Source organism: Streptomyces sp. NPDC052773, from assembly GCF_044547145.1.
Taxonomy (GTDB): Bacteria; Actinomycetota; Actinomycetes; order Streptomycetales; family Streptomycetaceae; genus Streptomyces.
In genome coordinates this window covers 18170-44939 of record NZ_JBITZX010000025.1, presented here as the reverse complement: position 1 = coordinate 44939, position 26770 = coordinate 18170, and the positions used below count along the sequence as shown (strand labels likewise).

Annotated in this window: 27 protein-coding genes, 1 pseudogene and 1 riboswitch; of the genes and pseudogenes, 14 read left to right on the top strand and 14 right to left on the bottom strand. The window is 73.7% G+C overall.

Going from position 1 to position 26770, the window contains the following annotated elements:
- Window positions 1-221 precede the first annotated feature (221 nt).
- The 3 genes from ACIG0D_RS34430 (at window position 222) to ACIG0D_RS34420 (ending at window position 4351) form a co-directional block, all read left to right on the top strand.
- Window positions 222-1751: a S8 family serine peptidase gene (locus tag ACIG0D_RS34430; protein WP_399809120.1), complete on the top strand. Its 1530-nt coding sequence runs from the start codon at window positions 222-224 to the stop codon at window positions 1749-1751.
- Between the two features lie 77 nt (window positions 1752-1828).
- A complete protein-coding gene (locus ACIG0D_RS34425; protein ID WP_399809117.1) occupies window positions 1829-3310 on the top strand; it encodes a CoA transferase in 1482 nt (493 codons plus the stop codon).
- A 15-nt stretch (window positions 3311-3325) separates the two neighbouring features.
- The gene (locus ACIG0D_RS34420; RefSeq protein WP_399809115.1) at window positions 3326-4351 is read left to right on the top strand and encodes a CopD family protein; all 1026 of its coding nucleotides are present in this window, start codon (window positions 3326-3328) and stop codon (window positions 4349-4351) included.
- Window positions 4352-4394: 43 nt separating this feature from the next.
- Here ACIG0D_RS34420 and ACIG0D_RS34415 read toward each other — a convergent pair whose 3' ends face one another.
- On the bottom strand, window positions 4395-5072 hold the full coding sequence (locus tag ACIG0D_RS34415) for a lysoplasmalogenase (RefSeq protein WP_399809112.1): 678 nt from the start codon (window positions 5070-5072) through the stop codon (window positions 4395-4397).
- The gene (locus ACIG0D_RS34410; protein WP_399809109.1) at window positions 5069-6052 is read right to left on the bottom strand and encodes a sterol desaturase family protein; all 984 of its coding nucleotides are present in this window, start codon (window positions 6050-6052) and stop codon (window positions 5069-5071) included. The genes ACIG0D_RS34415 and ACIG0D_RS34410 overlap by 4 nt, the downstream gene beginning before the upstream one ends.
- Between ACIG0D_RS34410 and ACIG0D_RS34405 the strand changes: the two are divergent.
- From ACIG0D_RS34405 to ACIG0D_RS34375, 7 genes and pseudogenes are all read left to right on the top strand, one after another.
- Window positions 5966-6640 (top strand): annotated as a pseudogene (locus ACIG0D_RS34405) (hypothetical protein); the annotation flags it as partial. The gene ACIG0D_RS34410 and the pseudogene ACIG0D_RS34405 overlap by 87 nt on opposite strands.
- 122 nt (window positions 6641-6762) lie before the next feature.
- Window positions 6763-6885, top strand: coding sequence for a hypothetical protein (locus tag ACIG0D_RS34400; RefSeq protein WP_399809170.1), 123 nt, complete (start codon window positions 6763-6765; stop codon window positions 6883-6885).
- A gap of 94 nt (window positions 6886-6979) precedes the next feature.
- Complete coding sequence (locus tag ACIG0D_RS34395) at window positions 6980-7981, top strand: DEDDh family exonuclease (protein WP_399809167.1); 1002 nt, start codon at window positions 6980-6982, stop codon at window positions 7979-7981.
- 79 nt (window positions 7982-8060) lie between these two features.
- Window positions 8061-8294, top strand: coding sequence for a hypothetical protein (locus ACIG0D_RS34390; RefSeq protein ID WP_399809105.1), 234 nt, complete (start codon window positions 8061-8063; stop codon window positions 8292-8294).
- A 180-nt stretch (window positions 8295-8474) separates the two neighbouring features.
- Window positions 8475-9272: an SURF1 family protein gene (locus ACIG0D_RS34385; protein WP_399809103.1), complete on the top strand. Its 798-nt coding sequence runs from the start codon at window positions 8475-8477 to the stop codon at window positions 9270-9272.
- A 207-nt stretch (window positions 9273-9479) separates the two neighbouring features.
- Window positions 9480-11267 (top strand): glycoside hydrolase family 15 protein, encoded by a 1788-nt coding sequence (locus ACIG0D_RS34380; protein ID WP_399809101.1) that lies wholly within the window; start codon window positions 9480-9482, stop codon window positions 11265-11267.
- A gap of 5 nt (window positions 11268-11272) precedes the next feature.
- Complete coding sequence (locus ACIG0D_RS34375; protein WP_399809098.1) at window positions 11273-12028, top strand: SDR family oxidoreductase; 756 nt, start codon at window positions 11273-11275, stop codon at window positions 12026-12028.
- A gap of 56 nt (window positions 12029-12084) precedes the next feature.
- On the opposite strand, the gene amaP is transcribed toward ACIG0D_RS34375, so the two are convergent.
- The 5 genes from amaP to ACIG0D_RS34350 are packed head-to-tail and all read right to left on the bottom strand — an operon-like array spanning window position 12085 to window position 14359.
- Window positions 12085-12660, bottom strand: coding sequence for an alkaline shock response membrane anchor protein AmaP (amaP, locus tag ACIG0D_RS34370; RefSeq protein WP_399809095.1), 576 nt, complete (start codon window positions 12658-12660; stop codon window positions 12085-12087).
- A 5-nt stretch (window positions 12661-12665) separates the two neighbouring features.
- The gene (locus ACIG0D_RS34365) at window positions 12666-13292 is read right to left on the bottom strand and encodes a DUF6286 domain-containing protein (protein ID WP_399809093.1); all 627 of its coding nucleotides are present in this window, start codon (window positions 13290-13292) and stop codon (window positions 12666-12668) included.
- The gene (locus ACIG0D_RS34360; RefSeq protein ID WP_399809090.1) at window positions 13289-13669 is read right to left on the bottom strand and encodes a hypothetical protein; all 381 of its coding nucleotides are present in this window, start codon (window positions 13667-13669) and stop codon (window positions 13289-13291) included. Before ACIG0D_RS34360 ends, ACIG0D_RS34365 begins: the two co-directional genes overlap by 4 nt.
- Window positions 13666-13851: a hypothetical protein gene (locus ACIG0D_RS34355; RefSeq protein ID WP_165997250.1), complete on the bottom strand. Its 186-nt coding sequence runs from the start codon at window positions 13849-13851 to the stop codon at window positions 13666-13668. Before ACIG0D_RS34355 ends, ACIG0D_RS34360 begins: the two co-directional genes overlap by 4 nt.
- A gap of 19 nt (window positions 13852-13870) precedes the next feature.
- Entirely contained in the window at window positions 13871-14359 is a 489-nt protein-coding gene (locus ACIG0D_RS34350) for an Asp23/Gls24 family envelope stress response protein (RefSeq protein WP_399809087.1), read from the bottom strand.
- A gap of 87 nt (window positions 14360-14446) precedes the next feature.
- Between ACIG0D_RS34350 and ACIG0D_RS34345 the strand changes: the two genes are divergently transcribed.
- Entirely contained in the window at window positions 14447-15166 is a 720-nt protein-coding gene (locus tag ACIG0D_RS34345; protein WP_399809084.1) for a nucleopolyhedrovirus P10 family protein, read from the top strand.
- Between the two features lie 248 nt (window positions 15167-15414).
- Here ACIG0D_RS34345 and ACIG0D_RS34340 read toward each other — a convergent pair whose 3' ends face one another.
- The 4 genes from ACIG0D_RS34340 to ACIG0D_RS34325 all read right to left on the bottom strand — a co-directional run bounded on the left by ACIG0D_RS34340 (window position 15415) and on the right by ACIG0D_RS34325 (window position 19521).
- Window positions 15415-16218 carry an enoyl-CoA hydratase/isomerase family protein gene (locus tag ACIG0D_RS34340; RefSeq protein ID WP_399809081.1) on the bottom strand — a complete coding sequence of 268 codons (804 nt, stop codon included), beginning with the start codon at window positions 16216-16218 and terminating at the stop codon, window positions 15415-15417.
- A gap of 137 nt (window positions 16219-16355) precedes the next feature.
- Window positions 16356-16577: a helix-turn-helix domain-containing protein gene (locus ACIG0D_RS34335; RefSeq protein WP_043499642.1), complete on the bottom strand. Its 222-nt coding sequence runs from the start codon at window positions 16575-16577 to the stop codon at window positions 16356-16358.
- A gap of 393 nt (window positions 16578-16970) precedes the next feature.
- The gene (locus ACIG0D_RS34330) at window positions 16971-18569 is read right to left on the bottom strand and encodes an ABC-F family ATP-binding cassette domain-containing protein (protein ID WP_399809078.1); all 1599 of its coding nucleotides are present in this window, start codon (window positions 18567-18569) and stop codon (window positions 16971-16973) included.
- 94 nt (window positions 18570-18663) lie between these two features.
- Complete coding sequence (locus ACIG0D_RS34325) at window positions 18664-19521, bottom strand: hypothetical protein (RefSeq protein WP_399809075.1); 858 nt, start codon at window positions 19519-19521, stop codon at window positions 18664-18666.
- A gap of 549 nt (window positions 19522-20070) precedes the next feature.
- Here ACIG0D_RS34325 and ACIG0D_RS34320 point away from each other — a divergent pair.
- Window positions 20071-20484, top strand: coding sequence for a VOC family protein (locus ACIG0D_RS34320; RefSeq protein WP_399809073.1), 414 nt, complete (start codon window positions 20071-20073; stop codon window positions 20482-20484).
- A gap of 9 nt (window positions 20485-20493) precedes the next feature.
- Here ACIG0D_RS34320 and ACIG0D_RS34315 read toward each other — a convergent pair whose 3' ends face one another.
- The 3 genes from ACIG0D_RS34315 to ACIG0D_RS34305 form a co-directional block, all read right to left on the bottom strand.
- Window positions 20494-21927, bottom strand: coding sequence for a hypothetical protein (locus ACIG0D_RS34315; protein WP_399809070.1), 1434 nt, complete (start codon window positions 21925-21927; stop codon window positions 20494-20496).
- 226 nt (window positions 21928-22153) lie between these two features.
- On the bottom strand, window positions 22154-23281 hold the full coding sequence (locus ACIG0D_RS34310) for an alpha/beta hydrolase (RefSeq protein ID WP_399809067.1): 1128 nt from the start codon (window positions 23279-23281) through the stop codon (window positions 22154-22156).
- 139 nt (window positions 23282-23420) lie between these two features.
- On the bottom strand, window positions 23421-24137 hold the full coding sequence (locus ACIG0D_RS34305) for a class II aldolase/adducin family protein (protein ID WP_399809065.1): 717 nt from the start codon (window positions 24135-24137) through the stop codon (window positions 23421-23423).
- A gap of 430 nt (window positions 24138-24567) precedes the next feature.
- Here ACIG0D_RS34305 and ACIG0D_RS34300 point away from each other — a divergent pair, with 430 nt between their 5' ends.
- Both ACIG0D_RS34300 and ACIG0D_RS34295 read left to right on the top strand, forming a co-directional pair.
- On the top strand, window positions 24568-25818 hold the full coding sequence (locus ACIG0D_RS34300) for an anion permease (RefSeq protein ID WP_399809063.1): 1251 nt from the start codon (window positions 24568-24570) through the stop codon (window positions 25816-25818).
- Between the two features lie 35 nt (window positions 25819-25853).
- Complete coding sequence (locus tag ACIG0D_RS34295) at window positions 25854-26075, top strand: hypothetical protein (RefSeq protein ID WP_165997265.1); 222 nt, start codon at window positions 25854-25856, stop codon at window positions 26073-26075.
- A 467-nt stretch (window positions 26076-26542) separates the two neighbouring features.
- A riboswitch (cobalamin riboswitch) is annotated at window positions 26543-26686 on the top strand.
- Window positions 26687-26770 lie beyond the last annotated feature (84 nt).

Genomic DNA, 26770 nt, shown 5'->3' with positions numbered 1-26770 from the left:
GACAGGGGGCCCGCTCTGTGCCCGGCCTCTTGTCCAACGTCACGGGGCCTTCGGGGAACCGGTTCAACTGCGAACGGCGTAAATCTGTGAAGTCATCGCGGTGACAGCATTGCTGGCCAGCGACTTCGCGATATAGCGTCCCCCTGCACCATCGTCATGCACCTGCCCGAGCACCACCTGTGTCTCGGGCCGGTTTCGTTTCCGGATGATGTGGAGACCCCATGGCTCATCTGCGCTCCAGACGCCGACTCGCCCTCGCGGTGCCGGTCGTGCTGTCGCTGACCGCCTCGCTCGGCTTCCTGCCCGCGACCGCCTCGGCCGCGCCGGTCCAGGAGACCGCCACGCGGGCGGCGGACGCGCCCGAGCTGGCCTACGTCGTGAACACCAAGGTGGACAAGGGCACGATCGCCGCGGTGAAGAAGGCCGTGACCGCGGCCGGCGGCACCGTCGTTGCGACGTACGCGAAGATCGGTGTGATCGTCGCGCACTCGGCGAACCCCGACTTCGCCAAGGAGATACGCACCGTCCGCGGCGTGCAGTCGGCGGGTGCCACGCGCACCGCCCCGCTGACCCCCGCGGGCACCACGGACGAGGGCGCCGCCGACTACCTGACGGCCGCGGAGGCCGCGAAGGTGAAGGCGGCCTCGGCGGCGACGCCGGGCAGCGAGCCGCTGGAGGCCGACCAGTGGGACCTGCGGGCGATCGGCGCGGACAAGGCCGCGCAGATCAACCCGGGCAGCAGGAACGTCACCGTCGCCGTCATCGACACCGGTGTCGACGACACCCACCCGGACCTCGCCCCGAACTTCTCCAAGTCGCAGTCCGCGAACTGCGCGGGCGGTGTCGCGGACACCAGCGAGGGCGCCTGGCGGCCGTACACCCCGCAGGACTACCACGGCACCCACGTGGCCGGTGAGATCGCCGCGGCCCGCAACGGCGTCGGTGTGGCCGGTGTCGCGCCCGGCGTGAAGGTCGCCGGCATCCAGGTGACCGACCCGAAGAACGGCCTCTTCTACGCGGAGAGCGTCGTCTGCGCGTTCGTGTTCGCCGCCGACCACGGCGTGGAGATCACGAACAACAGCTACTACGTCGACCCGTGGCTGTACAACTGCATGGACGACCCCGACCAGCGGGCCATCGTCGACGCGGTCAACCGGGCCCAGCTCTACGCCCAGAAGAAGGGCACCCTGCACCTGGCGTCCGCGGGCAACTCCAACCACGACCTCGACGCGGACGCGATCGTGGACGACTCCAGCCCGAACGACACCACGCCGGTCGAGCGCACCATCGACCCGCACGAGTGCTACGACGTGCCGACCCAGCTGCCGGGCATCGTCACGGTCAGCGCGACGGGCGTGCACAACCTCAAGTCGTACTACTCGTCGTACGGCAACGGTGTGGTGGACGTGGCCGCGCCGGGCGGCGACCGGCGTTACCAGCTGCCGGACACCCCGTCGAAGGACGGCCGCATCCTGTCCACGATGCCGAACAACCAGTACGCCTTCCTCCAGGGCACCTCGATGGCCTCGCCGCACGCCGCGGGTGTCGCCGCGCTGCTGAAGTCGGAGCACCCGTGGGCGACTCCGGCCCAGCTCCAGGCGCTGCTGAAGGCGCAGGCGGACAACCCGGGCTGCCCCGAGTCCTACGACCAGGACGGCGACGGCGACCAGGACGCGGTGTGCGAGGGCGGCAAGCGCGTCAACGGGTTCTACGGCTTCGGGATCGTGAACGCGCTGGACGCGGTGAAGTAGCTCTTCTCCGGCACCGCCGGGGGCCTTTCGTGATGCCGGGCCGCGCGGTCTTCCGCGCGGCCCGGCATAGTTCACGCATGAGGAACATCTCTTACGCCTGGTCCGCGCTGGGCGGAGATCCCGCCCTGGCCGGCCGGGTCGCGGTGACGGTCCGCCGCGGTGCGCTTCAGTCCCGGCTCCCGGTCCGGGAGGCGGCGCGGGCCTGCGTCGCCGTGTGCGCGCTGGCCGCGGCGGAACTGGGGGCGCGGCGGGCCGGGCTCGGGCGGGCGCCCGGGGCCCGGGGGTCCGGCGTGCGGACGGACGACGTACGGGCGGACGACGTGCGGGTGGACGACGTACGAGTGCCCGCGGTGCGGGTGGACGACGGGGCGGTGGCGGCGGCGTTCACCAGCGAGCGGCAGCTCCTCGTCGACGGGCGCGCGCCGGTCGGCTTCGCGCCGCTGTCGCGGTTCTGGCGCACGGCGGACGGCTGGGTGCGCACCCACGCCAACTTCCCCCACCACCGGGAGCGGTTGCTGTCCTCGCTCGGGGTCCGGGAGGACGGCGCGGACGGGGTGGACGGGGTGCACCGGGTGGAGGCCGCGCTGGCCGAACGGTCCGCGCGGGAGGTCGAGGAGACCGTGTACGCCGCCGGAGGCCTCGCCGTCGCCGTACGCACTCCAGCGGAGTGGGCGGCGCACCCGCAGGCCACGGAGGTGGCACAACACCCCCTGGTCGAGCGCGAGCGCCTGGACACGGCCCCCGCGCGGGTGCTCGCCCCGCTGCACGGCACTCCCCTGCTGCCCGCCGCCGGGCTGCGCGTGCTGGACCTGTCCCGGGTCATCGCCGGGCCCGTGGCCACCCGCACCCTCGCCCTGCTCGGCGCGGACGTGCTCCGCGTGGACCCGCCTCACCTCCCCGAACTGCCCGACCAGCACGCCGACACGGGGTTCGGCAAACGCTCGGCGGTTCTCGACCTGCGCACCGGGCTGCGCGCCTTCGACGACCTGCTCGCCACGGCGGACGTCGTCGTCACCGGCTACCGGCCGGGCGCGCTGGACCGGTTCGGGCTCTCCGCCGAGGCGCTGGCCGAACGGCGGCCCGGGCTGGTGGTGGCCGAGTTGTCGGCGTGGGGCGCGTACGGGCCGTGGCGGGAGCGGCGCGGGTTCGACAGCCTGGTGCAGGCCGCCACCGGGATCGCGGCGACCGAGGGCACGCCGGAGCGCCCCGGCGCGCTCCCCGCACAGGTCCTGGACCACGGCACCGGCCATCTGCTCGCCGCGGCGGTGCTGCGGGCGCTGACGGAGCAGTCGTACGACGGCTGCGGCCGGCTGGTCCGGGTGGCGCTGGCGCGGACGGCACGATGGCTGGCGGAGGAGGTGACGGCGGACGCCACGGAGGCGGCCTCCTCCCACGCCTCCCACGCCTCCTTCGAGGACGCCGGTCCCTGGCTGGCCGAGCGGGACAGCCCGCTGGGCCGGCTGCGGTACGCGCTGCCGCCGGTCACCTTCGAGGGCGGTCCGGCCGACTGGGCCCGGCCGCCGGGGCGTTGGGGGACGGACGAGGCGCGCTGGGTGTGAGGGGGAGATCGCGAGGTGACCTCGATACGACCGACCAGCGAGGCCGCCGGGACGAGCGGCACCGCACGACGCGCCGGCCTCGGTGGCCTCGGCGGCCTCGGCGGGACCTTCGCCGTGCTGGTCCTGGCGGCCCTGGGGGCGCTGATCCCGCTGCTCGGGCCGTCCGCCGCCCTGCACGGCACCGGGGAGTCCGCCGCGCCCGGCACCGGCGGTATCGCCCTGCTGCGGACGGTTCTCTTCGCGGCGCTGTGCGTGCCGCTGGGCGAGCTGTTCGTGCGGCGGCTGGCACGGGCCGTACCGGGCGCTCCCGCCGTACGTCCGAGCAGTTGGGCGGTGTGGGCGGCGGGCGCCGGGTTCGTGGCGGCGCTGGGGCTGGCCTCGGTGGTGGCGACCGGCAACCTGGTGCCGCACAGCCCGGGCCAGATCGACGTCGGCGGCCTGTACGCCTCCCGGGACGGCAAGCTCGCCCTGCTGGAGGTCAACGCGTTCGCGGTGGCGGGCCTGTGCGCCCTCTCGCGCCGCCCGGGGACGCAGGTGTGGCCGCTGGCGGTGGTGGCGGTCGCGGAGGCGCTGCGCGCCCACCCGACGACCGAGCACGGCCCGCTGGTCGGCTCGGGCCTGACGCTCGTTCACGTGGTGTGCGCGTCGCTGTGGATGGGCGGTCTGCTGTACGCGCTGCGGACCCTGCGGCTGTGGGGCGCGGACCGGGCGGGCGCGGCTCTGCTGGGGCTCTACGCGCGCGTGGCGGCCGTTCTGCTCGCCGCGCTCACCGCGACGGGCCTGCTGAGCACGGTGCGCCGGATGCCGCCGGAGACGGTTCTGGAGCAGCTGACGACGACGGCGTACGGGCGCGTTCTGCTGGCCAAGGTGCTGCTGGTGGCCGTCGCCGCCGCGCTGGCGTTGTGGGCGCGGATCCGGCTCGCCCGCGCGGCCGACCCGCTGACCGCCTGCGCGCCCGCGCGCGGGGAGGTGGCGGCGCTGGCGGTGGTGGTCGCGGTGTCCGGGCTCCTCACGGCGGTGCCGGTGCCGATCCGTTGGTGACGGTCGGACCGCGGACAGCGGATGGTCGTGGCCGGCTCCTCTTTCAGGGGGCCGGGCGGACCTCGGCGCGCGACCGCGCGGTCACGGGGTGCGCGTCGAGCGCCTTGAGTGTGCCGGTGACGAGCAGGTACTGCGCGGCGATATAGGTGAGCATGATCCACAGGTCGGGCCGCGGCGGCTGCGGCCAGTCGGCGACGCCGGTGGCGATGAGGGTGTCGGAGAGCACGAACAGCGCGCCGCCCGCCCCGGCGGTTCGGCCGAACCGGGTCCCCGCGCGGTACGCCATCGCCGTCAGCAGCAGGCTGTAGCCCGCGACGGGCACGCGCAGATCGGCCGGCAGGCCGGGCCAGAGGGCGGCGAGGGTCGCGGTGAGGACGACACCGTATCCGGCGAGCAGATGGGAGTGGTGGGCGTCCGCGTCCTGACGGCCGTACGCCCGGAAGAGCAGCAGGTAGCAGACGTGCCCGGCGGCGAACGAGGCCATGCCGGCGAGGAACGCGGGCTCCGCGTCGGACAGCAGCAGGACGTCTCCGCCCCAGCCGCACAGCAGCGCCGCGACCAGCAGCCGGGGGGCGCCGCTCAGCACGGCGTGGGCGGCCAGCAGGGGCATCAGGAGGGGCTTGGCGACCAGGTGCCCGGCGTCGTGGCCGGCCGCGAGGGAGGCGAGGTCGGCAAGCGCCGCGAGGGCGAAGGCGCCGAGCAGGGCGCGGCGGAGTCTCATGCGACGACGGTCTCGTCGGCCGTCTTCCCGCCGTCGGTCGTCGCCTGGGGCGGCACGGGCTCGCCACCGGTCCGCGCTGTCGGCAACACGGGATCGCCGTCTGCCCTCACCGTCGGCGGAGCGGGCTCGCCATCGCTCTTCACCGTCGGCGGCGCGGGCTGCCAGCCCGGGCCGCGGAACAGGCGGCCCGCCCGCTCGCGCCAACCGGTCGCGGCCTTCAGGTCCTTGGCGATGGAGACGTACTCGTGAGTGGCGACCTTCAGCGGGTTGTAGGTGTCGATGTTCTTCGTCAGCCCGTAGACGGGCCGCTCGGTCTCGGGGGTGAAGGAGCCGAAGAGACGGTCCCACACGATGAGGATGCCGCCGAAGTTGCGGTCCAGGTAGCCGCCTTGGGAGGCGTGGTGGACGCGGTGGTGGGACGGCGTGTTGAAGACGAACTCGAACCAGCGGGGCATCTTGTCGATGCGCTCGGTGTGGATCCAGAACTGGTAGACGAGGTTCGCCGAGGAGCAGAACGCGAGCGCGGCCGGGTGCACGCCGGCGGCGATCAGGGGGACGTAGAACGGCCAGACGGTCAGCGAGGTCCAGGGCTGGCGCAGCGCGGTGGTGAGGTTGAACTTCCTGCTGGAGTGGTGGACCACGTGGCAGGCCCACAGGATGCGGATGACATGGTGGCCGCGGTGCGACCAGTAGTAGAAGAAGTCCTGCGCGAGGAGCATCAGGGCGACGGTCCACCACAGCACGGGCACGCGCAGCGGGGTGAGTTCGTAGATCGCCGTGTAGATGGCGACGATCGGGAACTTCCAGAGGAAGTCGAAGAACAGACTGCCGAGTCCCATGGTCACGCTGGTCGCGGCGTCCTTGGTCTCGTACCCGGCGCGGTCGTCGTCGGGATGGAGCCGGACGCTGATCATCTCGAGGATCGTGAGCAGCAGGAAGGCGGGTATCGACCAGACCACGACGTTGGGGAGATTCGGCATTCCTGCACCGTAGGACCGCCGTACGGCGGGGTCCAGAGGTTGTTACCGATAAGTATTACCGGCGGTAAGCGCTTGTTTGTTGGCGATCTCCGCCAACGGCCCACGCGCGCGTGCCTACGATTTTCTCCGTCGAGGGGGAAGAGGGGGAGTCCGGGGGCATGCAGGGGCTGGAGACGGGTGCTGGTCCGGCTGGCCGCCACGGTGGCCTCGTCGTTGGCGAGGTCGGCGGTGCGGCCGGTGGTGAAGCCGAAGACGGGCGCGGGCCTGGTGGCGGACCCCGTCCGGCCGCTGCCGAAGCCGGCGCCACCTCGAAAGCCGGCCCGCGTCCTGTCCGCGCGGATCGCGGACGCCCACGCGGGACTGCCCGAACACGAGCGGCTGGCCGCCGTGGCGGCCGTCCAGGACGCCTTCGCGGCGGCGGGACCGCTCGACGCCGACCGGCTCTTCGCGGCGGACCTGGACCCGGCGCGGCTGGCGCGGGAGGTACAGCGGCCGGTGCCCGACCTCGCGGAGCGGGCCCGGGTGCTCTACGCCGAGCTGCTGGAGCTGTGCTGCGCGCACCTGGTCGAACAGCTCACCGCCCAGCCGTCGTTCGCGGCCCGCGCGGCGGTGGAGCAGACCCGGCGGACCGGGGCCCTGCTGCGCGACCGGGAGTCCGCAGCCGACGGGACCGCCGAGGCGCTGGCCTGTATGTCGGCAAGGCGGAGCGCGTGGACAACGTCGCCGCACTGGCCGAGCTGCCCCGGCTGCGGAAGGTGCGCTTCTCCCGCTGCGGCAGCCTCGACGTCACCCCCCTCGCCGCCCTGGACCACCTCACCGTCACCGTCGACTGACCCCCGCGCACACGGAGACGACCCTCGAACGGGCAGACCGGCCACGGCACCTGAGGGAGGGCGCTGTCAGTCCCGGCCCGTATCCTCAGTGACCATGCTCGAAGACCACACGACCGCAGCGTCCTCCGCCACGACGTGGCCGGCCGCGTATCCGCACGGATACGCGGTCGTTGACGTGGAGACCACCGGCCTGGCCCGCGACGACCGGATAATCTCCGCGGCCGTCTACCGGCTGGACGCGCGCGGCGAGGTCGAGGACCACTGGTACACGCTGGTCAACCCGGAGCGCGATCCCGGCCCCGTGTGGATCCACGGTCTGACGAGCGAGGCACTGGAGGGTGCGCCGCTCTTCGCGGACATCGCCGACGAGTTCGCGACCCGCCTGGAGGGCCGGGTGCTGGTCGCGCACAACGCGGTCTTCGACTGGCAGATGATCGCCCGGGAGTACGCGCGGGCGCGCCGCGAGGCGCCGGTGCGGCAGCGGCTGTGCACCATCGCCCTGTCCAAGGCGCTCGACCTGCCGCTGCCCAACCACAAGCTGGAGTCCCTGGCGGCCCACTTCGGCGTCGTCCAGCGGCGCGCGCACCACGCGCTGGACGACGCCCGCGTGCTGGCCGAGGCGTTCCGGCCGAGCCTGCACGCCGCGGCCCAGGGCGGTCTGCGGCTGCCGCTGCACGAGTGCCGGCCGCTGACCGAGTGGACGGACCGGCCCGCGCCGCGCATCGGACAGCAGGCGGGCGGCCCGGGCGGCTACGGCGGATACCGGGCGACCAGTTGGCGGCCGTCCCGGAAGCGGCCCGCGTGCCCCTACCCCAACCCCGGCCGGTACGAAGAGGGCAAAAGGCTCAAACAGGGCATGCGGGTGGCGTTCTCCGGAGACACCTCGGTGGAGCGCGAGCTGCTGGAGGACCGGGCGACCGAGGCCGGCCTGCATGTGGCGACCAGCCTGTCCCGGCTGACCAGCCTGCTCGTCACCAACGACCCGGACTCGGGCACGTCGAAGGTGCTGAAGGCGCGGCAGTACGGCACGCCGGTGGTCGACGAGGCGGCGTTCGGCCAGCTGCTGAGCGATGTGGAGCCGGCGTCGGAGCAGTGACCGTACGGACGGGTGATTGCCGCGCGACTCGCCCGGCGCCCGCTCGCCCGCGCGGCGGTGACGGCTCACCCTGTGGCGCATGGCGACTTGCGAAGTTTGCGGCAACAACTACGGAATGACCTTCGAGGTGCACGCCCAGGGCGCGGTCCACGTCTTCGACTGCTTCTCCTGCGCGATCCACCGCATGGCCCCGATCTGCGAGCACTGCCGGGTGCAGATCATCGGCCAGGGCGTCGAGGTCGATGGCCACTGGTACTGCGGCGCCCACTGCGCCCGCGCGGAGGGGAAGGTGGGCATCGTCGACCGCGTCTGAGCCCGGCCCCGGACCACCGGCCGGGCCTCGGGCACCTACCGCCCCGGACCCCCGGCGCCGGTCCCGGGCACCTACCTCCCCGGCCCCCGGCCGGGCCTCGGGCACCTACCGCCCCGGTCCCCCGCCGGCCCCGGCACCCCTGCCGACAGCACCCCACGACCCAAGTTGTACCGTCGTGGGGTGTACCGCTTCCTGTTGTCCCGGCAGTGGGTGATCCTCACCCTTGTCGCCCTCGCGCTCATCCCGACGATGATCGAGCTGGGCTTCTGGCAGCTGCACCGGCACGAGCACAAGGTCGCGCTGAACAAGGTGATCGCCGACTCGCTGGCGTCGAAGCCGGTGCCGGCCGAGTCGCTGACCGCGCCCGGGGCCGAGGTGAAGGACGCGGACCTGTACCGCCCGGTGACCGCGCGGGGCCGCTTCGACACCGGCCACGAGGTCGTCGTACGCCGGCGGACCAACGCGGACGACCAGGTCGGCTTCCACGTCCTGACCCCCTTCGTGCTCACCGACGGCACGGTCCTGCTGGTCAACCGGGGCTGGATCCCCGCGGGCGATCTCGGCGAGACCACGTTCCCGAAGATCCCGGCGCCGCCGCGCGGCGAGGTCACCGTCACCGGGCGGCTGATGGCCGACCAGACGACCGCCGCGAGCGGCATCAAGAACGTCCAGGACCTGCCGGACCGCCAGATCATGCTGATCAACAGCGAGCTGGAGGCGAAGCGGCTCGGCAAGCAGGTCCTCGGCGGCTACATCGAGCTGACCGAGCCGCGCCCCCGGGGCGACACCCCGCAGCTCATCCCCGCCCCCGACCACGACGACATCGGCCCGCACATGGCGTACGCCGTCCAGTGGTGGCTGTTCGCCGGCGCCGTCCCGGTCGGCTGGGTGGTCCTCGCCCGCCGCGAGGCCCGCGACCGGGCGCAGGCGAAGGAGCGGGACGACGAGACACCGGAGCCCGAGCCGGCCCCGGTGTAACCGACGGAACCCGAGCGGCCGGTACGGCCCGGCGGCGCCGCGCCCTCACCGCGGGGCAGCCCCTGACCGGCCCGGCCCAGGACGACGCCGCGCCACGCTTGAAGTCCTGGACGGCCCGGAGGAAGCCCGAGCACTCCCGGTGCACCCCCGTCACCCTCCCGGCCGCAGCCCCGATTGGCCCCCCGGCCCGCCGGGAACCCGCACCCCGTGCATCCCCGTATCGAGGACTACGCGCTCATCGGCGACGAGCAGACGGCGGCGCTCGTCGGCCGGGACGGTTCCGTCGACTGGCTCTGCCTCCCCCGATTCGACTCGGGCGCCTGCTTCGCCAAGCTGCTCGGCGACGAGGAGAACGGCCACTGGAAGCTCGCCCCGAAAGGCGCCGAGGGCCCCTGCACCCGCCGCGCCTACCGCCCCGGCACGCTCGTGCTGGACACCGAGTGGGAGACCCCGCAGGGCGCGGTCCGGGTCACCGACCTGATGCCGCAGCGCGACCGCGCCCCCGATCTCGTCCGCATCGTCGAGGGCCTGAGCGGCAGCGTGACGATGCACGGCATACTGCGGCTGCGCTTCGACTACGGCTCGATCGTGCCGTGGGTGCGCCGCTCCGACGGTCACCGGGTTGCCGTCGCGGGCCCGGACTCGGCGTGGCTGCGCAGCGAGCCCCCGGTGCGCACCTGGGGCGAGGACTTCTGCACCCACTCCGAGTTCACGGTCCGCGCGGGCGAGCGGGTCGCGTTCGTGCTCACCTGGCACCCCTCGCACGAGCCGCGCCCGCCGCTGGTCGACCCGTACAAGGCGCTGGAGCACAGCGTCGCCGACTGGCAGGCCTGGTCGGCGCGCTGCCGCTACGACGGCCCGTACCGGGACGAGGTGCTCCGCTCCCTGATCACCCTCAAGGCGCTCACGTACGCCCCGACCGGCGGCATCGTCGCCGCTCCCACCACCTCCCTGCCCGAGGAGATCGGCGGGGTGCGCAACTGGGACTACCGCTACTGCTGGCTGCGCGACTCCACCCTCACCCTCGGCGCGCTGCTCGCGGCGGGCTACCGGGAGGAGGCCGAGGCGTGGCGCGAGTGGCTGCTGCGCGCGGTCGCGGGCGATCCGGCCGACCTGCAGATCATGTACGGCCTGGCGGGCGAGCGGCGGCTGCCGGAGACCGAGCTGCCCTGGCTGCCGGGGTTCGCCGACTCCCGGCCGGTGCGGATCGGCAACGCGGCCGTCAAGCAGGTACAGCTCGACGTGTACGGCGAGGTGATGGACACGCTGTCGCTGGCGCGGAGCGCGGGCATGCCGCTGCTGCCGCAGGCGTGGGACATCCAGCGGTCGATGGTGAACTTCCTCAGCCGGGCATGGCGGGAGCCGGACGAGGGGCTGTGGGAGGTGCGCGGCGGGCGCCGGCACTTCGTCCACTCCAAGGTGATGGTGTGGGTGGCCGCCGACCGCGCGGTGCGCGCCCTGGAACGCTTCCCGCAGCTCAGGGGCGACCGGGAGCGCTGGCAGACGCTGCGCGACGAGGTGCACCGCGAGGTGTGCGAGCGCGGCTACGACCCCGCGCGGAACACCTTCACCCAGTCCTACGGCTCGCGGGAGCTGGACGCCGCCCTGCTGCTGATCCCCCGCGTCGGCTTCCTGCCGCCGGACGACCCGAGGGTGCTCGGCACGATCGAGGCGGTCCGCAAGGAGCTGGGCCACGGCGGCCTCATGCGCCGCTACACCGCGCTGCGCACGACCGTGGACGGGCTGCCCGGTGACGAGGGCACCTTCGTGGTGTGCTCGTTCTGGCTGGCCGACGCCCTGCATCTGACGGGCCGTACGGACGAGGCCCGCGAGCTGTTCGAACGGCTGGTGGGGCTCGTCAACGACGTGGGCCTGCTGGCGGAGGAGTACGACCCCTCGACCGGCCGCCAGCTCGGCAACTTCCCGCAGGCCTTCAGCCACATCGGGCTGGTGAACACGGCCCTCGCCCTGTACGGGGGCGAGCAGGCAGGATAGGGCCCATGGATCTTGGACTGAAGGACCGGGTGTACGTCGTCACCGGGGGCACGCGCGGCCTCGGCAACGCCTCCGCGCGCGAGCTGGTCGCGGACGGGGCGAAGGTGGTCATCACCGGGCGGGACGAGAAGACCGTCGCCGACGCGGCGGCGGCGCTGGGCCCGAACGCGGCCGGGGTGGCCGTCGACAACGCCGACCCGCAGGCGCCCGCCCGGGTCATCGCCGCCGCGCGGGAGCGGTTCGGGCGGTTCGACGGCATCCTCGTCAGCGTGGGCGGGCCGCCCGCCGGGTTCGTCGCCGACACCACCGACGAGCAGTGGCGGACGGCGTTCGAGTCGGTGTTCCTGGGCGCGGTGCGGCTGGCGCGCGCGGCCGCCGCGGAGCTGGACGAGGGCGGCGTCATCGGGTTCGTGCTGTCCGGGTCCGTCTACGAGCCGATCGCCGGGCTGACCATCTCCAACGGCCTGCGGCCCGGGCTCGCGGGCTTCGCCAAGTCCCTGTCGGACGAGCTGGGCCCGCGCGGCATCCGGGTGGTCGGGGTGCTGCCCGGACGTATCGACACCGACCGGGTGCGCGAACTGGACGGGCTGTCCGCGGACCCGGAGGCGACGCGCGCGGCGGCCGAGTCGCAGATCCCGCTGCGCCGCTACGGCACGCCGGAGGAGTTCGGACGGACGGCGGCGTTCCTGCTGTCCACGGCCGCGTCCTACCTGACCGGTGTCATGGTGCCGGTGGACGGCGGGGCACGGCACGGCTTCTGAGCCGTAGAGCCCGTACGGCACACAGGGCGCCCACCCGAGGGTCACAGCTCGGGGGATCAGCTCACGCGCTCCGCGCCGTGCTTGACGCCCCGCAGGCGGACCTTCGCGGGCAGCGAGGCCAGGCCCGCCGACTCGCGGGCGTGGGCCAGGGCCTGGTCGGTGAGGCCGCGCAGGACCGCTCCCGGGTCGGCGTCCGGTTCCAGCAGCAGCCGTACGCGGGCCTTCGGGGCGGTGCGGCGGCCGGTGAGGTGGACGTGGGCGCGGGAGACGCCGTCCAGTCCGCCCGCCTCCGCCTCCAGGGCGTCCTCCAGGGCCCGGCCCCGCAGCTGGGCACCTTCGCCGTCGCCGGTGTCGACCAGGATCTCGCTCAGCCGGCGGCGGCGCAGGACCGCGGCGAGCCACCACAGGGCGAGCAGGAGGAGCACCGCGAGGACGGCGATGACGGTGGGCCACCACCAGCCGGAGTCCCGCCAGCGGGTGCGTTCGGCGGTGCCGAGCAGGACGTCGTCGCGGCCGTGGTGGATCCACCACGAGGGTGCCGGGGCGCCGAGACCGACGGCGAGGACGGAGCCGCCCGGGACGACCAGGACCAGCCCGAGGAGGCCGAGCAGTACGCGGTTGACGGTGGACACGCGTGTCACCCCTTCCGTCCGGGTCGCCGGACGCGTACGGACAGGGCGGGCGGCCGGGCCAGGCCCAGGGCCCCGATCGCCTCGCCGAGCACGGTGTCCAGGTCGGCGCGGACGTCGTCCAGTTCGCGGAAGTGGGACACCGCGCGGACGTCGGCCTTCCGGCGGCGCACCCGCACCCGCGCCGACTGCACGCCGGGGACGTCCATGGCCCGGTCGCGCAGCATCGCCGCGGCGGCCGGCCGGTGCAGCACCGCGCGCACGTCGGGGTGGGGGCGCCGCATCGTCAGCAGGGAGCGCAGTCCGGGTGTGAGGGCGAGGGCCAGGAGCCACAGGCCGAGGGCGGTGGCGACGGCGGCGCCGGTGAGGACCCAGATGTCGTCCAGGGACCGTTCGGCGAGCTGCCGGGCGAGTGCGCGGCGCCACCGCATGACCGGCCGGCCGGCGCGGACGGCGGCGATGTCGTAGAGGAAGAGGCCCGCCAGGGCGAGCAGGAGCACGGCGGCGATGGCCGCGGGGACGCGGCGCGCGGACCAGAAGCGGCGGTGCGCGCCCGGCGCGGTCCCGTCCGGCGTGTCCTTCTGGAGCACCGGCATCGTCCGGGTGGTGCCCGGGGAGCCCTCGGGCTCGCTCATCGCGTCCTCCTCCCCTGTGCCGCGGCGGACACCGGCGGGTACAGCCGCTCCACCTGGACGGCGACCTCCGGCACGTCGAATCCCGCCAGCGCGCCCACCCGCTCCCTGACATGCCGGCGTACGGCCCGGCAGCGGGCGCCGACGTCGGCGGGGTAGCCGAGTTCGAGGTGGACGCGGACGCGGGCTGTCTCGCGATGGACGACCACGGTCGCGTGCGGCGGCGTGGCCCCGGCGGGCAGCGCGCCGACCGCCTCGCGGGCCGCCTGTGAGGCGATCTTGGCGACAACCCGGTCGGCGATCCGGGTGGCACCGCGCTCACCGGGCGCCACGACGGTCGGGGGACGCGAGACGCCGGCCCCCTCGCTCACCCCGGTCACCGCCGCCGGTCGTCGCGCGGACGGAACAGGTCGCCGAGGTCCATGTCCCCCTCGAGGAACCGGCCCACGACGAATCCGACGGCGCCCAGGGCCGCCACCAGCAGGAACGCGCCGAAGCCGCCGAAGTATCCGGCGAAGCCCAGCGCCATCCCGGCGATCAAGCCGACCACGGCCATGCTCATGGTGTGCTCCTACGGTCCGTCACTGGATGCGGGGTTCCGGTTGGTCCTCGTCCTCTTCGTCCGGAAGCTTGACGTCGCTGACCGCGATGTTGACCTCGACCACCTCGAGGCCGGTCATCCGCTCCACGGCACCGATGACGTTCTCCCGCACCTCGCGGGCGACGTCGGCGATCGCGAACCCGTACTCGACGACGATCTCCAGGTCGAGCGCGGTCTGCTTCTCGCCGACCTCGGCCTTCACGCCGCGGGTCACCGACTTGGTCCCGCCGGGCACCCGGTCGCGGACGGCGCCGAAGGTGCGGCTGAGGCCGCTGCCCATGGCGTGCACGCCGTCGACGTCCCGGGCGGCGAGCCCGGCGATCTTCTCCACCACTCCGTCGGCGATGGTGGTGCGCCCCCGGGTGCCGGGATCGCCGCCGCCGCGCCGCGTGGTCTTGCGGGTCTGCACCTGTGACTCGGTGTCACCCTCGGAGGTCTGCGTCCGGTTCCGGTCGGTCATGTCGGTCATCGCCGTACGTCCCTCTCGGTCGTCGTTCTTCGACCACCGTAAGCCTGGTTGCTCGGTCGCGCGCCGCGAATGCGGCAGGCTGGAGCAATGACGGAGCGGTGGACGCAAGCAGTGCGGGAACAATTGGGGCTCGGCAGGATCCTGCCTCTGGGTGACGCCCGCGACGGGGCGTGGATCACGGAGAGTGCGGCGCGGGCGGTGCTGCGGGGCGCGGCGGAGGAGGTGACGGGGGTACGGCTGGGTGATCTGCGGATCGGCCTCGCGGACCCGGAGCACACCTACGATCCGGCCGTACCGGCCCCGCCGAGCGCGCTGCCGCCGGGGCCGCTGCGGGTGACGGCGGAGCTCGCGGCGGTGGCCGCGCTGCCGCTGCCGGACTCCGCGGCGCGGGTGCGGACGGTGCTCGCCGAGGCGTCGGCGAGGCGGCTGGGGCTGCGGGTCGCGGAGGTCGACCTGCGGGTGACGGAGCTGCTGGACGAGGACCCGGACCGGGTCGCCGTACGGCCGCCGGAGCCGCCGGACGCGCCGGAGCCCGCGGAGGGCGACGCGGCCCGCGTCGCCCGGGTGGCGCTCGCCGTGCCCGGCGTCGCACGGCTGACCGGCACGCTGGGTGGCCTCGGCCGGGGCGTGCACATCGAGGAACCACCGGACGAGGACGCCGCGCTGGGGCGCCGCCATGTGTGGCTGGAACTGGCCGTACACGCGGACCACCGCGCCGTGGAGGTGGCCCGCGAGGTCCGCACCCGCGTGGGCGAGGCCCTGCCGGACCACCCGACGGTGGCGGTACTGGTCACGTCGGTGGGCTGAACGGCGGGCGCCGCGCCGTGGTCTGACCGGCCGTCGCCTCCGCGCGGTGCCCCGCGATCGCCCCTGCGGGGCGCTCCGCGGTCGACCGTGCGGGGCGCTCCGCGGTCGACCGTGCGTGGGCGAGCGACCCGCGGGCGCGTCCGCGTGCCGCCCCGCAGGCGACGTGGGAACAACCCTCGGGCGCTTCCGCGCGGCGCCCCGCGACCAGCCCCGGACCGGCTCCGTGAGGGTCGGGGTCCGCGTCGTGGTCAGTCGCCGAGGCCGGCCAGGTCGCGCAGGCGGCGGGCCTGGGCCTGGCGTTCGGCGGTGCGCTGTTCCTCGTAGGTACGGTCCTGGGCGCCGCGGAGCAGGGCCTTGGTCTCGATGACGGCGTCGCGCGGCGCGGCCAGCAGTGCGGCGGCCAGGTCGCGGACGGCATCGTCGAGCTGGTCCGCGGGCACGGCGATGTTCGCCAGCCCGGTGTTCACGGCCTCCTGGGCCTGGACGAACCGCCCGGTGGCGCAGATCTCCAGCGCGCGGGCGTACCCGACGAGGCCCACCAGCGGATGGGTGCCGGTGAGGTCGGGCACCAGCCCGAGGCTGGTCTCGCGCATGGCGAACTGCACGTCGTCGGCGACGACGCGCAGGTCGCAGGCGAGTGCGAGTTGGAACCCGGCGCCGATGGCATGCCCCTGGACGGCGGCGATGGACACGAGGTCGCTCCGTCGCCACCAGGTGAACGCCTCCTGGTACTCGGCGATGGTGGCGTCCAGCTCGGCGTCCGAGCCGCGCGCCAGGTCGAGGAACGACGGCTCGCCGTCGAAGCCCTCGGGCGTGAACGCCTGCCGGTCGAGCCCGGCCGAGAACGACTTGCCCTCGGCGCGCAGCACGACCACGCGGACGGTGCCCGGCAGCAGCCGGCCGGCCTCGGCCAGCGCCCGCCACAGAGCGGGGCTCTGCGCGTTGCGCTTGGCCGGGTTGGTCAGCGTCACCGTGGCGACCGCGTCGTCGACGGTGAGCCGTACGCCGTCCTTGTCGAGTACCGGATCGGTTACCGGGTCGAGCGAAGCCATGGGGCGCCTCCGATGGGTGCGGTCATCGTGAGTGCCGTGCCATGTGGCGGGCACTCCTAAGTGACTGCACAGTAACCACCCGGCCGGTCATCTCGACGACCGGGTGGCCACCATCGAAGGCGTGGGGCCGCCCGGGATCAGGCCGACTGGGCCTTCTTGCCCCGGGTCGCCCCGCCACGCCCACGGAGCGTGACGCCCGATTCGCTCAGCATGCGGTGCACAAAGCCATACGAGCGGCCGGTCTCCTCGGCCAACGCCCGGATGCTCGCACCGGCGTCGTACTTCTTCTTCAGGTCTGCCGCGAGCTTGTCGCGCGCGGCGCCGGTCACCCGGCTGCCCTTCTTCAGAGTCTCGGCCACCCGTGCCTCCTCATGGGAAGTGCGCTCTGGTCTCCTCATGATCACCCCTCCGAGGCTTCATGGCCACCCATTCGGCAAGGTCCGTGGATGAGGGTTGTGACGACAGGAGCACATCCCCACAAGCGGAATCCGGGATTCAACACGCCGAACCGCATACGTCCGAACGGGTTGTTCCGCGAAGCGCCAGGTCAGAGACGCGAGGCGGCCGACCCCTTGTCGACAAAGGGATCGGCCGCGAAATCGGTGTAGGACACACGCTGGGATGAGGAGATCTCACACAGATGATGGATCACGGATAGGCCGAATGATCCATACGCCGTGGATCTCCGCGGATCGTCGGGGGATCGCCGTGGGTCACCCCCTTCGATCACGTCGCAGTGACGCGGTCGCGGTTCAGGCCAGGGCCACCAGGTCGGCGTAGTCCTGGCCCCACAGGTCCTCGACGCCGTCCGGCAGGAGGATGATCCGCTCCGGCTGGAGCGCCTCGACCGCGCCCTCGTCGTGGGTGACGAGGACGACCGCGCCCTTGTAGGTGCGCAGCGCGCCCAGGATCTCCTCGCGGCTGGCCGGGTCGAGGTTGTTGGTGGGCTCGTCGAGCAGCAGCACGTTGGCCGAGGAGACCACCAGGGTGGCCAGCGCGAGCCGGGTCTTCTCACCGCCGGAGAGGACCCCGGCCGGCTTGTCGACGTCGTCGCCGGAGAACAGGAACGAGCCGAGCACCTTGCGGACCTCGACGAGGTCCATGTCGGGGGCCGCGGAGCGCATGTTCTCCAGGACCGTGCGGTCCGGGTCCAGCGTCTCGTGCTCCTGCGCGTAGTAGCCGAGCTTGAGGCCGTGGCCCTCGATGACGCGGCCGGTGTCGGGCTTCTCGACGCCCGCCAGGAGGCGCAGCAGGGTGGTCTTGCCGGCACCGTTGAGGCCGAGGATGACCACGCGGGAGCCCTTGTCGATGGCCAGGTCGACGTCGGTGAAGATCTCCAGCGAGCCGTACGACTTGGACAGGCCCTCGGCGGTCAGCGGGGTCTTGCCGCAGGGGGCGGGCTCGGGGAAGCGCAGCTTGGCGACCTTGTCGGACTGGCGCACCTCCTCCAGACCGGCGAGCAGCTTCTCCGCGCGGCGGGCCATGTTCTGCGCGGCGACCGTCTTGGTGGCCTTGGCGCGCATCTTGTCGGCCTGCGCGTTGAGGGCGGCGGCCTTCTTCTCGGCGTTGGCGCGCTCGCGCTTGCGGCGCTTCTCGTCGGCCTCGCGCTGCTGCTGGTAGAGCCTCCAGCCCATGTTGTAGATGTCGATCGTGGCGCGGTTGGCGTCCAGGTAGAACACCTTGTTGACGACCGTGTCCACCAGGTCGACGTCGTGGGAGATGACGATGAAGCCGCCGCGGTAGGTCTTGAGGTAGTCCCGCAGCCACACGATCGAGTCGGCGTCGAGGTGGTTCGTCGGCTCGTCGAGCAGCAGGGTGTCGGCGTCCGAGAAGAGGATGCGGGCCAGCTCCACGCGCCGGCGCTGACCGCCGGAGAGGGTGTGCAGCGGCTGGCCGAGCACCCGGTCCGGCAGGTTGAGCGCGGCGGCGATGGTGGCGGCCTCGGCCTCGGCGGCGTACCCGCCCTTGGTCAGGAACTCCGTCTCCTGCCGCTCGTACTGCCGCATCGCCTTCTCGCGGGTGGCGCCCTTGCCGCTCGCGATGCGCTGCTCGTTCTCGCGCATCTTGCGGATCAGGACGTCGAGGCCGCGCGCGGAGAGGATGCGGTCGCGGGCGAGGACGTCGAGGTCGCCGGTGCGGGGGTCCTGCGGGAGGTAGCCGACCTCACCGGAGCGGGTGATGGTGCCGGCGGCGGGGATGCCCTCGCCGGCCAGGCACTTGGTGAGGGTCGTCTTGCCGGCGCCGTTGCGGCCGACCAGGCCGATGCGGTCGCCCTTGGCGACACGGAAGGTGGCGGACTCGATGAGGACGCGGGCACCGGCACGCAGCTCGATACCGGAGGCGGAGATCACGGACAGACTCCAGGGCGGATGGTGGGCGGGACGGGGGGCTCGAGAGACGTTTCCCGCCGTCTAATGCGCGAGGAGAATGGCCATGGGCCCCAGTCTAACGGGGTGATGCAACCACTTTTTCTGCGTTCGGGTGTTCGGTACGGCCGCCGGGGAAGGCCTCGGGGAGGCCGTTGCCGAGGGGGCGTCGGCGCGGGGTGATCCGGCCCAGGTCGTCGACGGCGATGAGCTGGGCGGTCCAGGCGGCGGACGGTCCGCAGGGCTGGGCGAGCAGCAGCGCCCCGCTGTGACGGACGGCACTCTCGGGGGCGAACGCGCAGTCCTGGCGGGCGGGCAGTACCCAGCGCAGATCACCGTCGGCGAGGCGGTACGCCATGACGCGCCGCGGGGTGACGACCGCGAGCATGCCCCGCCCGAGGGGACGCAGTACGCCGGTGCCGCCCCGCGCGCGGAGCCAGTCCGCGGCTGCCGGGAGCGCGCGGTGCCAGCGCACGCGCCGGCCGTCCGTGTCCGTGACGAGCCCGTCGTCCCAGAGCGTGATCGCCTCCCCACGCGCGGGGACCACCGCGAGGGGCCGCCTGCCGTCCCGGCTGTGCCGCCAGCGCAGGGCGCCCGTGTGGGGGTCCCGGCCCTCCACGGCGGCCCGGTGGATACGGGGCTTCAGGGCGCCCCCGTGCTCCACGCGCGCGTGGACGGTGAGCCGGTCGCCGTAGGGGGCGGGGCGGGCCTGGTGGGCGGCGGCGAGCAGGGGCAGGGCGAGGAGGAGGGCGAGGGCGGCGGGGAGCGGGCGCGTGCGGAGGGTGGTGGCGGCAAGGAGGATTCGCCGGGCCCGGAGAGTGAGAGACGCCGGGAGAAGACGGCGGGGGCCGGGCGGAGGCGGGGGGTGTGCGGCCGAGGGGGCGTCGGGGCGGGGGTCGGCGGCAGGGTCGGCCACCTTCTCCGGCAGAACGGCCACGGCGTCCCCTTCGGGCCCTGGAGAAGCCCGCCGTGACGTCCTCAGGGCCTGGGGAGGCCGTCACCGGCGACCCGCCGGCCGCGGATCAGGCGCAGAGCGTAGCCAGACGGAGGCCGCGCGGCCGGAGGTGCGGGCGGGACACGCGAGCGGGCGGGGGCGTGCGTCGCCCGTTCGGCCGGAAGTGGGGGCGTGAACCGGCCGGGGCACGGGAGCGCGGGCCGGGGTGAGGAGCGGGAGGCCCGGGCTGGGAGCACGGGGCCGACGGTGAGGAGCCCGGGGCCGGGCTGAGGAGCACAGGGCCGCCTGGCTGGGCAGCCCGGGGCCTGGCTGAGTAGCCGGGGCCGGGGCCCAGGAGCGGAAGGTCCGGGTCGAGGAGCGCGGGGCTGCGGGTAGCGCGGGGCTGCGGGTGAGGAGCGTGGTGCCGGGCGTGGGAGCGCGAAGCCCGGGCGTCGGGAGCCTGAGGCCGGGAGTCGGGAGTGCGGGGCAGGGCCGTTGTCAGTGGTGGCTGCGAGACTGATGTCCGTGGTCGAGCACAAGGGAGTGATCGATATGGCAGGCACGGAGAGCGGACGCCCGAGCATCTTCCCGACGCTGCTGTACGGGGACGCCAAGGCGGCGATCCGGCAGCTCACGGAGGGCCTGGGCTTCACCGAACTGTCGGTGTACGAGGGAGAGGACGGCTCGGTGCTGCACGCCGAGCTGGCGCAGGGCAACGGCGCGGTGATGGTCGGTTCCAAGGGCCGCGGCGGCGTCTTCGACTCGGCGATGAAGAACGCGGGCCCGGCCGGGGTGTACGTCGTGGTGGACGACGTGGACGCACACCACCGGCGGGCCGTGGACCACGGCGTGGAGATCGTGATGCCCCCGACGGACCAGGACTACGGCTCCCGGGACTACATGGCCCGTGACCTCGAGGGCAACATCTGGAGCTTCGGCACCTACGCCCCGCAGATACCGGACTGAGCCCCCGCCTCAGCTGCCCCCGGTGTGCACCTGGAAGGCCGCCCGCCGCACCGCCTTGGCCAGGGCGGGGTCGGGGTGGGCCGCGGCGAGGGCGACCAGGACCTGCACGGTGCGGGGGTGGCCGACGGCGCGCACCTCGTCGAGCAGCGCGGGCACGGTGGGCTGGACGGCGGACTCCAGGTGCCGGACCAGCAGGGGGGCCTCCCCGTGGTCGGCGACCGCGGCGGCCGTGTCGACCCACAGCCAGGTGGCCTCCTCCCGGGTCAGCACCTCGTGGGCGTCCTCGGGGTCGGTCCCCTCGTGCTCGGCGAGCCACAGCAGGGCGTAGGGCCGCAGCGTCGGCTCGTCGAGTACGGCGCGTACGTCGGGTTCGGCGGGGGCGCCGACCACGCGCAGCGCCTCGAAGGCGAGGCCGCGCAGCAGGGCGTCGTCGCCGCGGGCGGCCTCCAGCAACTCGGTGACGGCGCTGCCGACGGGGCGGGCGGCGAGCCAGGCGCGGTACTCGGCGCGGGCCGCGTTGGGCCGCAGCTGGGCGCAGCCGCGCAGCATGTCCTCGGCGGCGGCCTCGATGTTCCCGGCGGGGCTCTGCGCGGCGACGCAGATCTGCTCGAGTTTGACCCAGACCGCCCAGCTGCCCAGCGGGGTGAGGGTGGCCTGTCCGGCACCGCAGGTGAGGGCGCCGACGGAGGCGAGGGCGTGCAGGGCCCAGTCGAGCAGCGGGGCGAGTTCGGCGTCGGCGGGATCGGCGGGGGCGGGTTCCGTGAGGCCGGCGGCGGGCGCGGGGCAGGCGGGTTCGCGCTGGGGGTTGTAGGGCACCTCGCAGCGCGCGGTGCGCAGTTCGCGGACCCGCTGCTGGAGCAGGTCGAGCAGTTGCTCGACGGGGACGGGTCCGGCGGAGAGCTGGAGGAAGGAGAGCACCTGCGGCATGGCCGAGACGACCTCGGCGACGGCGGCGGGCTCGTGGTCGGCGGGTTCCGGGTAGGCGAGCGACCAGGCGTCGAACAGGGCGACCCAGCCGCGCAGGACGGCGGTGTCGTCGCGGTCCCAGGCGCGCAGCCGCCAGCCGGAGCGGGCGCTGTCGCCGTGGACCTCGACGAGGCCGGCCAGCCGGGCCGTGTCCCAGTCGGCGCGGACCTGGGCGGGTGTCAGACCCAGCTCGGCGGCAGCCCGTTCGGCGGTCGCGTCGGCGAGGGTGGCCTTGCCGTCGGAGGTGCCGATGGACCTGCCGGGGCGCAGGGCGGTGTCGGCCCAGCGGGCGACACGGGCCGCGCCGGCCAGCCTGGAGCGTGCCATTCCGGCCAGTTCCGCGGGGGCCGGGGTGCCCTCCGGCGGGCGCGGTGCGGGGCGGCGCGCGGGCCGCTGGTTCATCGCTCGGGGGGCGGCGGCCAGGGGTCGCGGGCGGACGAGTCGAAGCCTGGAGTCGCGCGGGATACGGGACGTCACGGGTGCAGTCTTCCGGTTGACGGTCCGAAAACCCAAACGGAATGTCACGCGGGGCGACGGGACTGGCCAAGGGGTTGGTGCCTTTAGGGGGCCGAAGGCCGTGAACCGGACAGTGGTACGGCATTAAACGGAATCATCGCGACCGGGTGACGAAGGGGGGTGTTCCAGACAGATGGCCGAAGAGCGCCGGGCGGGTGGCGGGACCCGGCGGAGGTCTCGCACCAGGTCACATCAGGGGGGTCAGGAAGCGGCGGAGGGCTTCCTCATACGCCGTGGGGTCGGCGTTCCACATGGCGCCGTGCGGGGCGTGCGGGACCGTCTGGAGGGCGACCAGGCCGGGGCGGCGCGCGGCGAGCCGCCGGGAGAACTCCCAGGGGGCCACCGTGTCGTCGGGGCCGTGGAAGATCAGTACCGGGACCCGGAGGTCGCCGCCTCGCGCGGCCTCGTCGACGCGGTCGCCGAGCAGGCCGGTGCGGCCCTGGGCGGCGCGCACCGCGAGCGGCAGCAGGGCGCCGGGCGTGCGGCGCGCGGAGGCCAGGGCGCGCAGGGTGGACTCCCAGTGCAGCACCGGGGAGTCCAGCACCAGCCCGGCGATGCGGTCGCGGACGGCGGAGTGGGCGGTGGCGCGCAGGGCCATGGTGGCGCCGGTGGACCAGCCGTGCAGGACGACGCGTTCGGCGCCGTAGCGGGTCGCGTAGCGGATGGCGGCGTCCAGGTCGCGCCACTCGCTCTCGCCGAGGTGGTTCAGGCCGTCGGCGGGGCGGGGTGCGCCGAGGTCGCCGCGGTAGGCGAGGTCGAGGACCGGGAAGCGGTGGCGGTGCAGGAACTCCATGATGTTCATGGGGTGTTCCCGGGTGGCGCCGAGGCCGTGGACCGTGATGACCCAGGTGTCCCGGGCGCCGGGCACGAACCAGGCGGGCAGGGCGCCGAGTTCGCCGGGGACGTCCACGTCGGCGTGGTCGAGGCCGAGGGCGGAGTGCGGGTCGCCGACGTACGCGTTCGGGGTCAGCCAGACCTTGTCGCCGGGCTCCAGGGTGCCGTGGGTGACGCGGTGCAGCCGGCGGACGACGGTGTCGGCGGGGTGCGGGACGGTCTCCAGGACGGGGCCGACGACCGCGTGCATCCCGTCGCCGGCCAGGCCGTAGGTGCCGGGGCGCAGGGAGGCGAGGGCGCGGGTCAGGGTGATCTGCCCCGCGGCCGTTCCGTGCACGGTGAGCCGGGGTTCGGTGGGCAGCGGGCGGCCCGGCGGCGCCTTGAGCGCGGCATCGCTGGCGAACCGGCCGGCGGCCACCGCGGCGGCACCGGCGACTGTCATGGCGGTGACGGCAGCGGCCGTCGCTTTGACAGGGCGCACGGCTCCAGTGTCCGGGCGCGGAGGGCGCCCGGCCAGTGGGCGACGTGTTCCGGGTGATGGGGATGGCCGTTTCACCGCCACGGCGACCCGCTCGCACCGTCGCGTCGCTCCCGCCGTCATGCCGGGGGCAACGCCGGGGTCACCGCCGCTGTCCGTACCCCCGCAGTCGTTCCGCGACCTCGTTCAGCTGGTCCTCCGACAGCAGGGTCGGGGTCAGGTTCGGGACGGAGGAGGCCGTGAGCCAGAGGCGGCACATCCACTCGAGCTGGGCGGTGCGGTCGTAGGCCTGGTCGAGGGTGGTGCCGTAGGCGATGGTGCCGTGGTTCTGGAGGAGGCAGCCGGAGCGGCCGTCGAGGGCGCGGAGCATGTTCTCGGCCAGTTCCTCGGTGCCGTAGGTCGCGTACGGGGCGACCCGGACGGGTCCGCCGAGCGCGGCGGCCATGTAGTGGATCAGGGGCAGCTCGGTGACGAGGGTGGAGACGGCCGTCGCGTGGACCGCGTGGGTGTGGACGACGGCGCGGGCGTCGGTGTGGCGGTAGACGGCGAGGTGCATGGGCAGCTCGCTCGTCGGGACGAGGGTGCCGCGGACCTGCCGGCCGTCGAGGTCCACGGCGGTGAGGTCGGCGGGGGTCAGCCGGTCGTAGGGCACGCCCGACGGCGTGACCAGGACGGTCTCGCCGATCCGGACGGACACGTTTCCGGAGGTGCCGACGACCAGCCCGTCGGCGACGGTCCGCCGGGCCGTCGCGACCAGCGCGTCCCACGCCCGGGCCTCCTCCTCGCGCACACCGTCCGGTGCGCCCTCGCCCTCCCGGACGTCTCGTCCGTCCCGCCTGTCCCCTCGCTGCTCAGCCATGGCGCGATCCTGCCAGGCGGAGCCGGGGCGGGCGCGCGGCCGGGGCACAGTAGGCCGGAAGCCGACGGTCCAGAAGGCCGACGGTCCTGAAGGCCGACAGTCCTGAACGCCGACAGTCCTGAAGGTCCTGTGCAAGGTCGTAGAGGCCGTATAGGTCTGTACACGTCCGTATAGGTCGTATACGAGGCCCTGTAGCGGCATGTCGGGTGACCAACGTCTCCTCAGCGGATCTGTGGGCCCGCCGCGGCGTCACCAGAGGGCTCCAGGGCAGCACCGGCGGCGCTGTGGCGCTGATCGTTCCGCCGACGAATCTTCGGCGGAACGGCGATCCTCCTTTGGTGACACCGTGATGCCCTCCCCAGTTCACCTTTCGTTCACCTGGGTTACCTACGTTCGAGCAGCCAACGACCTCGAACGATTGCCTGGGTAAATGGAAGGCATCTCGCTGATCCTCGCGATTGTGGTGATAACCGCACTCGCGTTCGATTTCACGAACGGTTTCCACGACACCGCCAACGCGATGGCCACCACCATCTCGACCGGTGCGCTCAAGCCGAAGATCGCGGTGGCCATGTCCGCCGTCCTCAACCTCGTCGGCGCCTTCCTCTCGGTGGAAGTCGCCAACACCATCTCCAAGGGCCTGGTCGACGAGAGCGGCATTCGTCCCGAGGTCATCTTCGCGGCACTGGTCGGCGCGATCCTGTGGAATCTGCTGACCTGGCTGGTGGGCCTGCCGTCCTCCTCCTCGCACGCCCTGATGGGCGGCCTCATCGGCGCCACCGTCGCCTCGGCGGGCTTCGGCGCCGTCCACGGCGACGTCCTCGTCACCAAGGTGCTGATCCCGGCGATCGCCGCCCCGCTGGTGGCGGGCGTCGCCGCGATGATCGCGACCCGGCTGACCTACACCCTCGGCAAGAAGGCCGACGGCAAGGCCGCCGCCAAGGGCTACCGCGCCGGGCAGATCGCCTCCGCGGGCCTGGTCTCCCTCGCCCACGGCACCAACGACGCCCAGAAGACCATGGGCATCATCACCCTCGCCCTGGTCGCCGGCGGCACCCTCGCCCCCGACTCCGACCCGCCCATGTGGGTCATCCTCTCCGCGGGCATCGCCATCGCCCTCGGCACCTACCTCGGCGGCTGGCGCATCATCCGCACCATGGGCAAGGGCCTCACCGACCTCCAGCCGCAGCAGGGCTTCGCCGCGCAGACCAGCGCCGCGACGGTCATCCTGGCCTCCTCCCACCTCGGCTTCTCCCTCTCCACCACGCACTCGTGCTCCGGTGCGGTGATGGGCGCGGGCCTGGGCCGCAAGGGCGGCGTGGTCCGCTGGTCCACCGCGACCCGCATGTTCGTCGCCTGGGGCCTGACCCTCCCGGCCGCCGCGCTGGTCGGCGCGCTCGCCGAGTTGGTGACCGGCTTCGGCGACTGGGGTACGGCACTCGTCGCGGTCTTCCTGGTGGCCTCCAGCTTCGCCATCTGGAAGATCTCCCGGCGTCAGGTCGTCGACCACACCAACGTCAACGACGTCGACGAAGCGGAGTCGCCCGGCGTGGTCACCACCGCCATGGCCGCCGTGACCCCGCCGCCCACCGCGGCCGCGGCCGAGGAGCTGGCCGCCACCATCCCGGCCCCCGCCGGGGCCGTCGACCCGGACCCGAAGCCCACCCAGGCCGCGGTCTGAGCCCCGCGCACCCAGGTACGTAAGGAATCAGCAGCATGAAGATCGACTGGGCGGCCCTCGGTTCCGTCTTCGGCGTGAGCCTCGTGGTCACCGTGGCCCTCGTGGCCCTCTTCACCCTCGGCATCACCGGCCTCTCCCGCCGCGAGCGCGCGGCGGAGCGGGGCGGTACGGCGGCCCTCGCGGTCACCGGCGCGTACGCGTGCTTCGCGGCGTGCGCGGCGGCGGTGGCGTACGGGATCTACCTGATCGTGGCCTGAGCGGCCTCGGTCCGACATCTCGGTCCGGCATCTCGGTCCGGCATACGGCGCGCACCGGGCGGTGCGGGGACGACGTTCCCCGCACCGCCCGTCGGCGTTTCCGGTCCCTGCGGGCCGAGGAGTTCCGGGCGGGCCAGGGGCGGGGCGAGTCCGTGACCGCTCCGGCGTCGGCCAGGATGCGCAGCTCCCCCGGGGTGCAGGGGGTCCAGCGGCGGCACAGGGTGCGGTGCCAGGTCTCCGGCTCCAGGGGGATGGTCAGCCGGGAGTTGGCCTGGTGGACGGTGAGACGGTCGGCCGTGAGCCGCAGGTCCACCTCGTGACGCTTCGTACGTCGTATTGGAGACAGCTCCCGCCTCCCCCGCAACCGCCTTCACGGAAGGCCACCCGCACGGGGAGGAGCGCGGGGCGCGGACGGGCCATGTGGGGTTCTGCACACTCCCCCCTCGCAGGTCAACGGCAAGTTGACGGCTGTTCCGGCCCCGTGGTGGACTGCCGGAGCCATGTACGGCGGCAGGAGAGGAAGCCCGGTGTGAATCCGGCGCGGTCCCGCCACTGTGACCGGGGAGGAAAGCCCCGGGAGCCAGGAACTCTCACCGCCGGTCTCGTCGAACCAGGGCGCGGACACCCTGAGTGAGGACATAACGCGATGCTCGGCTGCCGATCGAGGAACACCAGAAGGCTCCTGCCCGTCCCCA

Excerpts from the sequence above, each read along its gene's own strand:
- ACIG0D_RS34295 (WP_165997265.1), top strand. The coding sequence starts at position 25,854 with ATGAAGATCGACTGGGCGGCCCTCGGTTCCGTCTTCGGCGTGAGCCTC.
- ACIG0D_RS34390 (WP_399809105.1), top strand. The coding sequence starts at position 8,061 with ATGGCGACTTGCGAAGTTTGCGGCAACAACTACGGAATGACCTTCGAG.
- ACIG0D_RS34340 (WP_399809081.1), bottom strand. The coding sequence starts at position 16,218 with ATGGCTTCGCTCGACCCGGTAACCGATCCGGTACTCGACAAGGACGGC.
- ACIG0D_RS34395 (WP_399809167.1), top strand. The coding sequence starts at position 6,980 with ATGCTCGAAGACCACACGACCGCAGCGTCCTCCGCCACGACGTGGCCG.
- ACIG0D_RS34430 (WP_399809120.1), top strand. The coding sequence starts at position 222 with ATGGCTCATCTGCGCTCCAGACGCCGACTCGCCCTCGCGGTGCCGGTC.
- ACIG0D_RS34305 (WP_399809065.1), bottom strand. The coding sequence starts at position 24,137 with ATGGCTGAGCAGCGAGGGGACAGGCGGGACGGACGAGACGTCCGGGAG.
- ACIG0D_RS34300 (WP_399809063.1), top strand. The coding sequence starts at position 24,568 with ATGGAAGGCATCTCGCTGATCCTCGCGATTGTGGTGATAACCGCACTC.
- ACIG0D_RS34350 (WP_399809087.1), bottom strand. The coding sequence starts at position 14,359 with ATGACCGACATGACCGACCGGAACCGGACGCAGACCTCCGAGGGTGAC.
- ACIG0D_RS34320 (WP_399809073.1), top strand. The coding sequence starts at position 20,071 with ATGGCAGGCACGGAGAGCGGACGCCCGAGCATCTTCCCGACGCTGCTG.
- ACIG0D_RS34345 (WP_399809084.1), top strand. The coding sequence starts at position 14,447 with ATGACGGAGCGGTGGACGCAAGCAGTGCGGGAACAATTGGGGCTCGGC.
- ACIG0D_RS34375 (WP_399809098.1), top strand. The coding sequence starts at position 11,273 with ATGGATCTTGGACTGAAGGACCGGGTGTACGTCGTCACCGGGGGCACG.
- ACIG0D_RS34365 (WP_399809093.1), bottom strand. The coding sequence starts at position 13,292 with ATGAGCGAGCCCGAGGGCTCCCCGGGCACCACCCGGACGATGCCGGTG.
- ACIG0D_RS34355 (WP_165997250.1), bottom strand. The coding sequence starts at position 13,851 with ATGAGCATGGCCGTGGTCGGCTTGATCGCCGGGATGGCGCTGGGCTTC.
- ACIG0D_RS34415 (WP_399809112.1), bottom strand. The coding sequence starts at position 5,072 with ATGAGACTCCGCCGCGCCCTGCTCGGCGCCTTCGCCCTCGCGGCGCTT.
- ACIG0D_RS34410 (WP_399809109.1), bottom strand. The coding sequence starts at position 6,052 with ATGCCGAATCTCCCCAACGTCGTGGTCTGGTCGATACCCGCCTTCCTG.
- ACIG0D_RS34425 (WP_399809117.1), top strand. The coding sequence starts at position 1,829 with ATGAGGAACATCTCTTACGCCTGGTCCGCGCTGGGCGGAGATCCCGCC.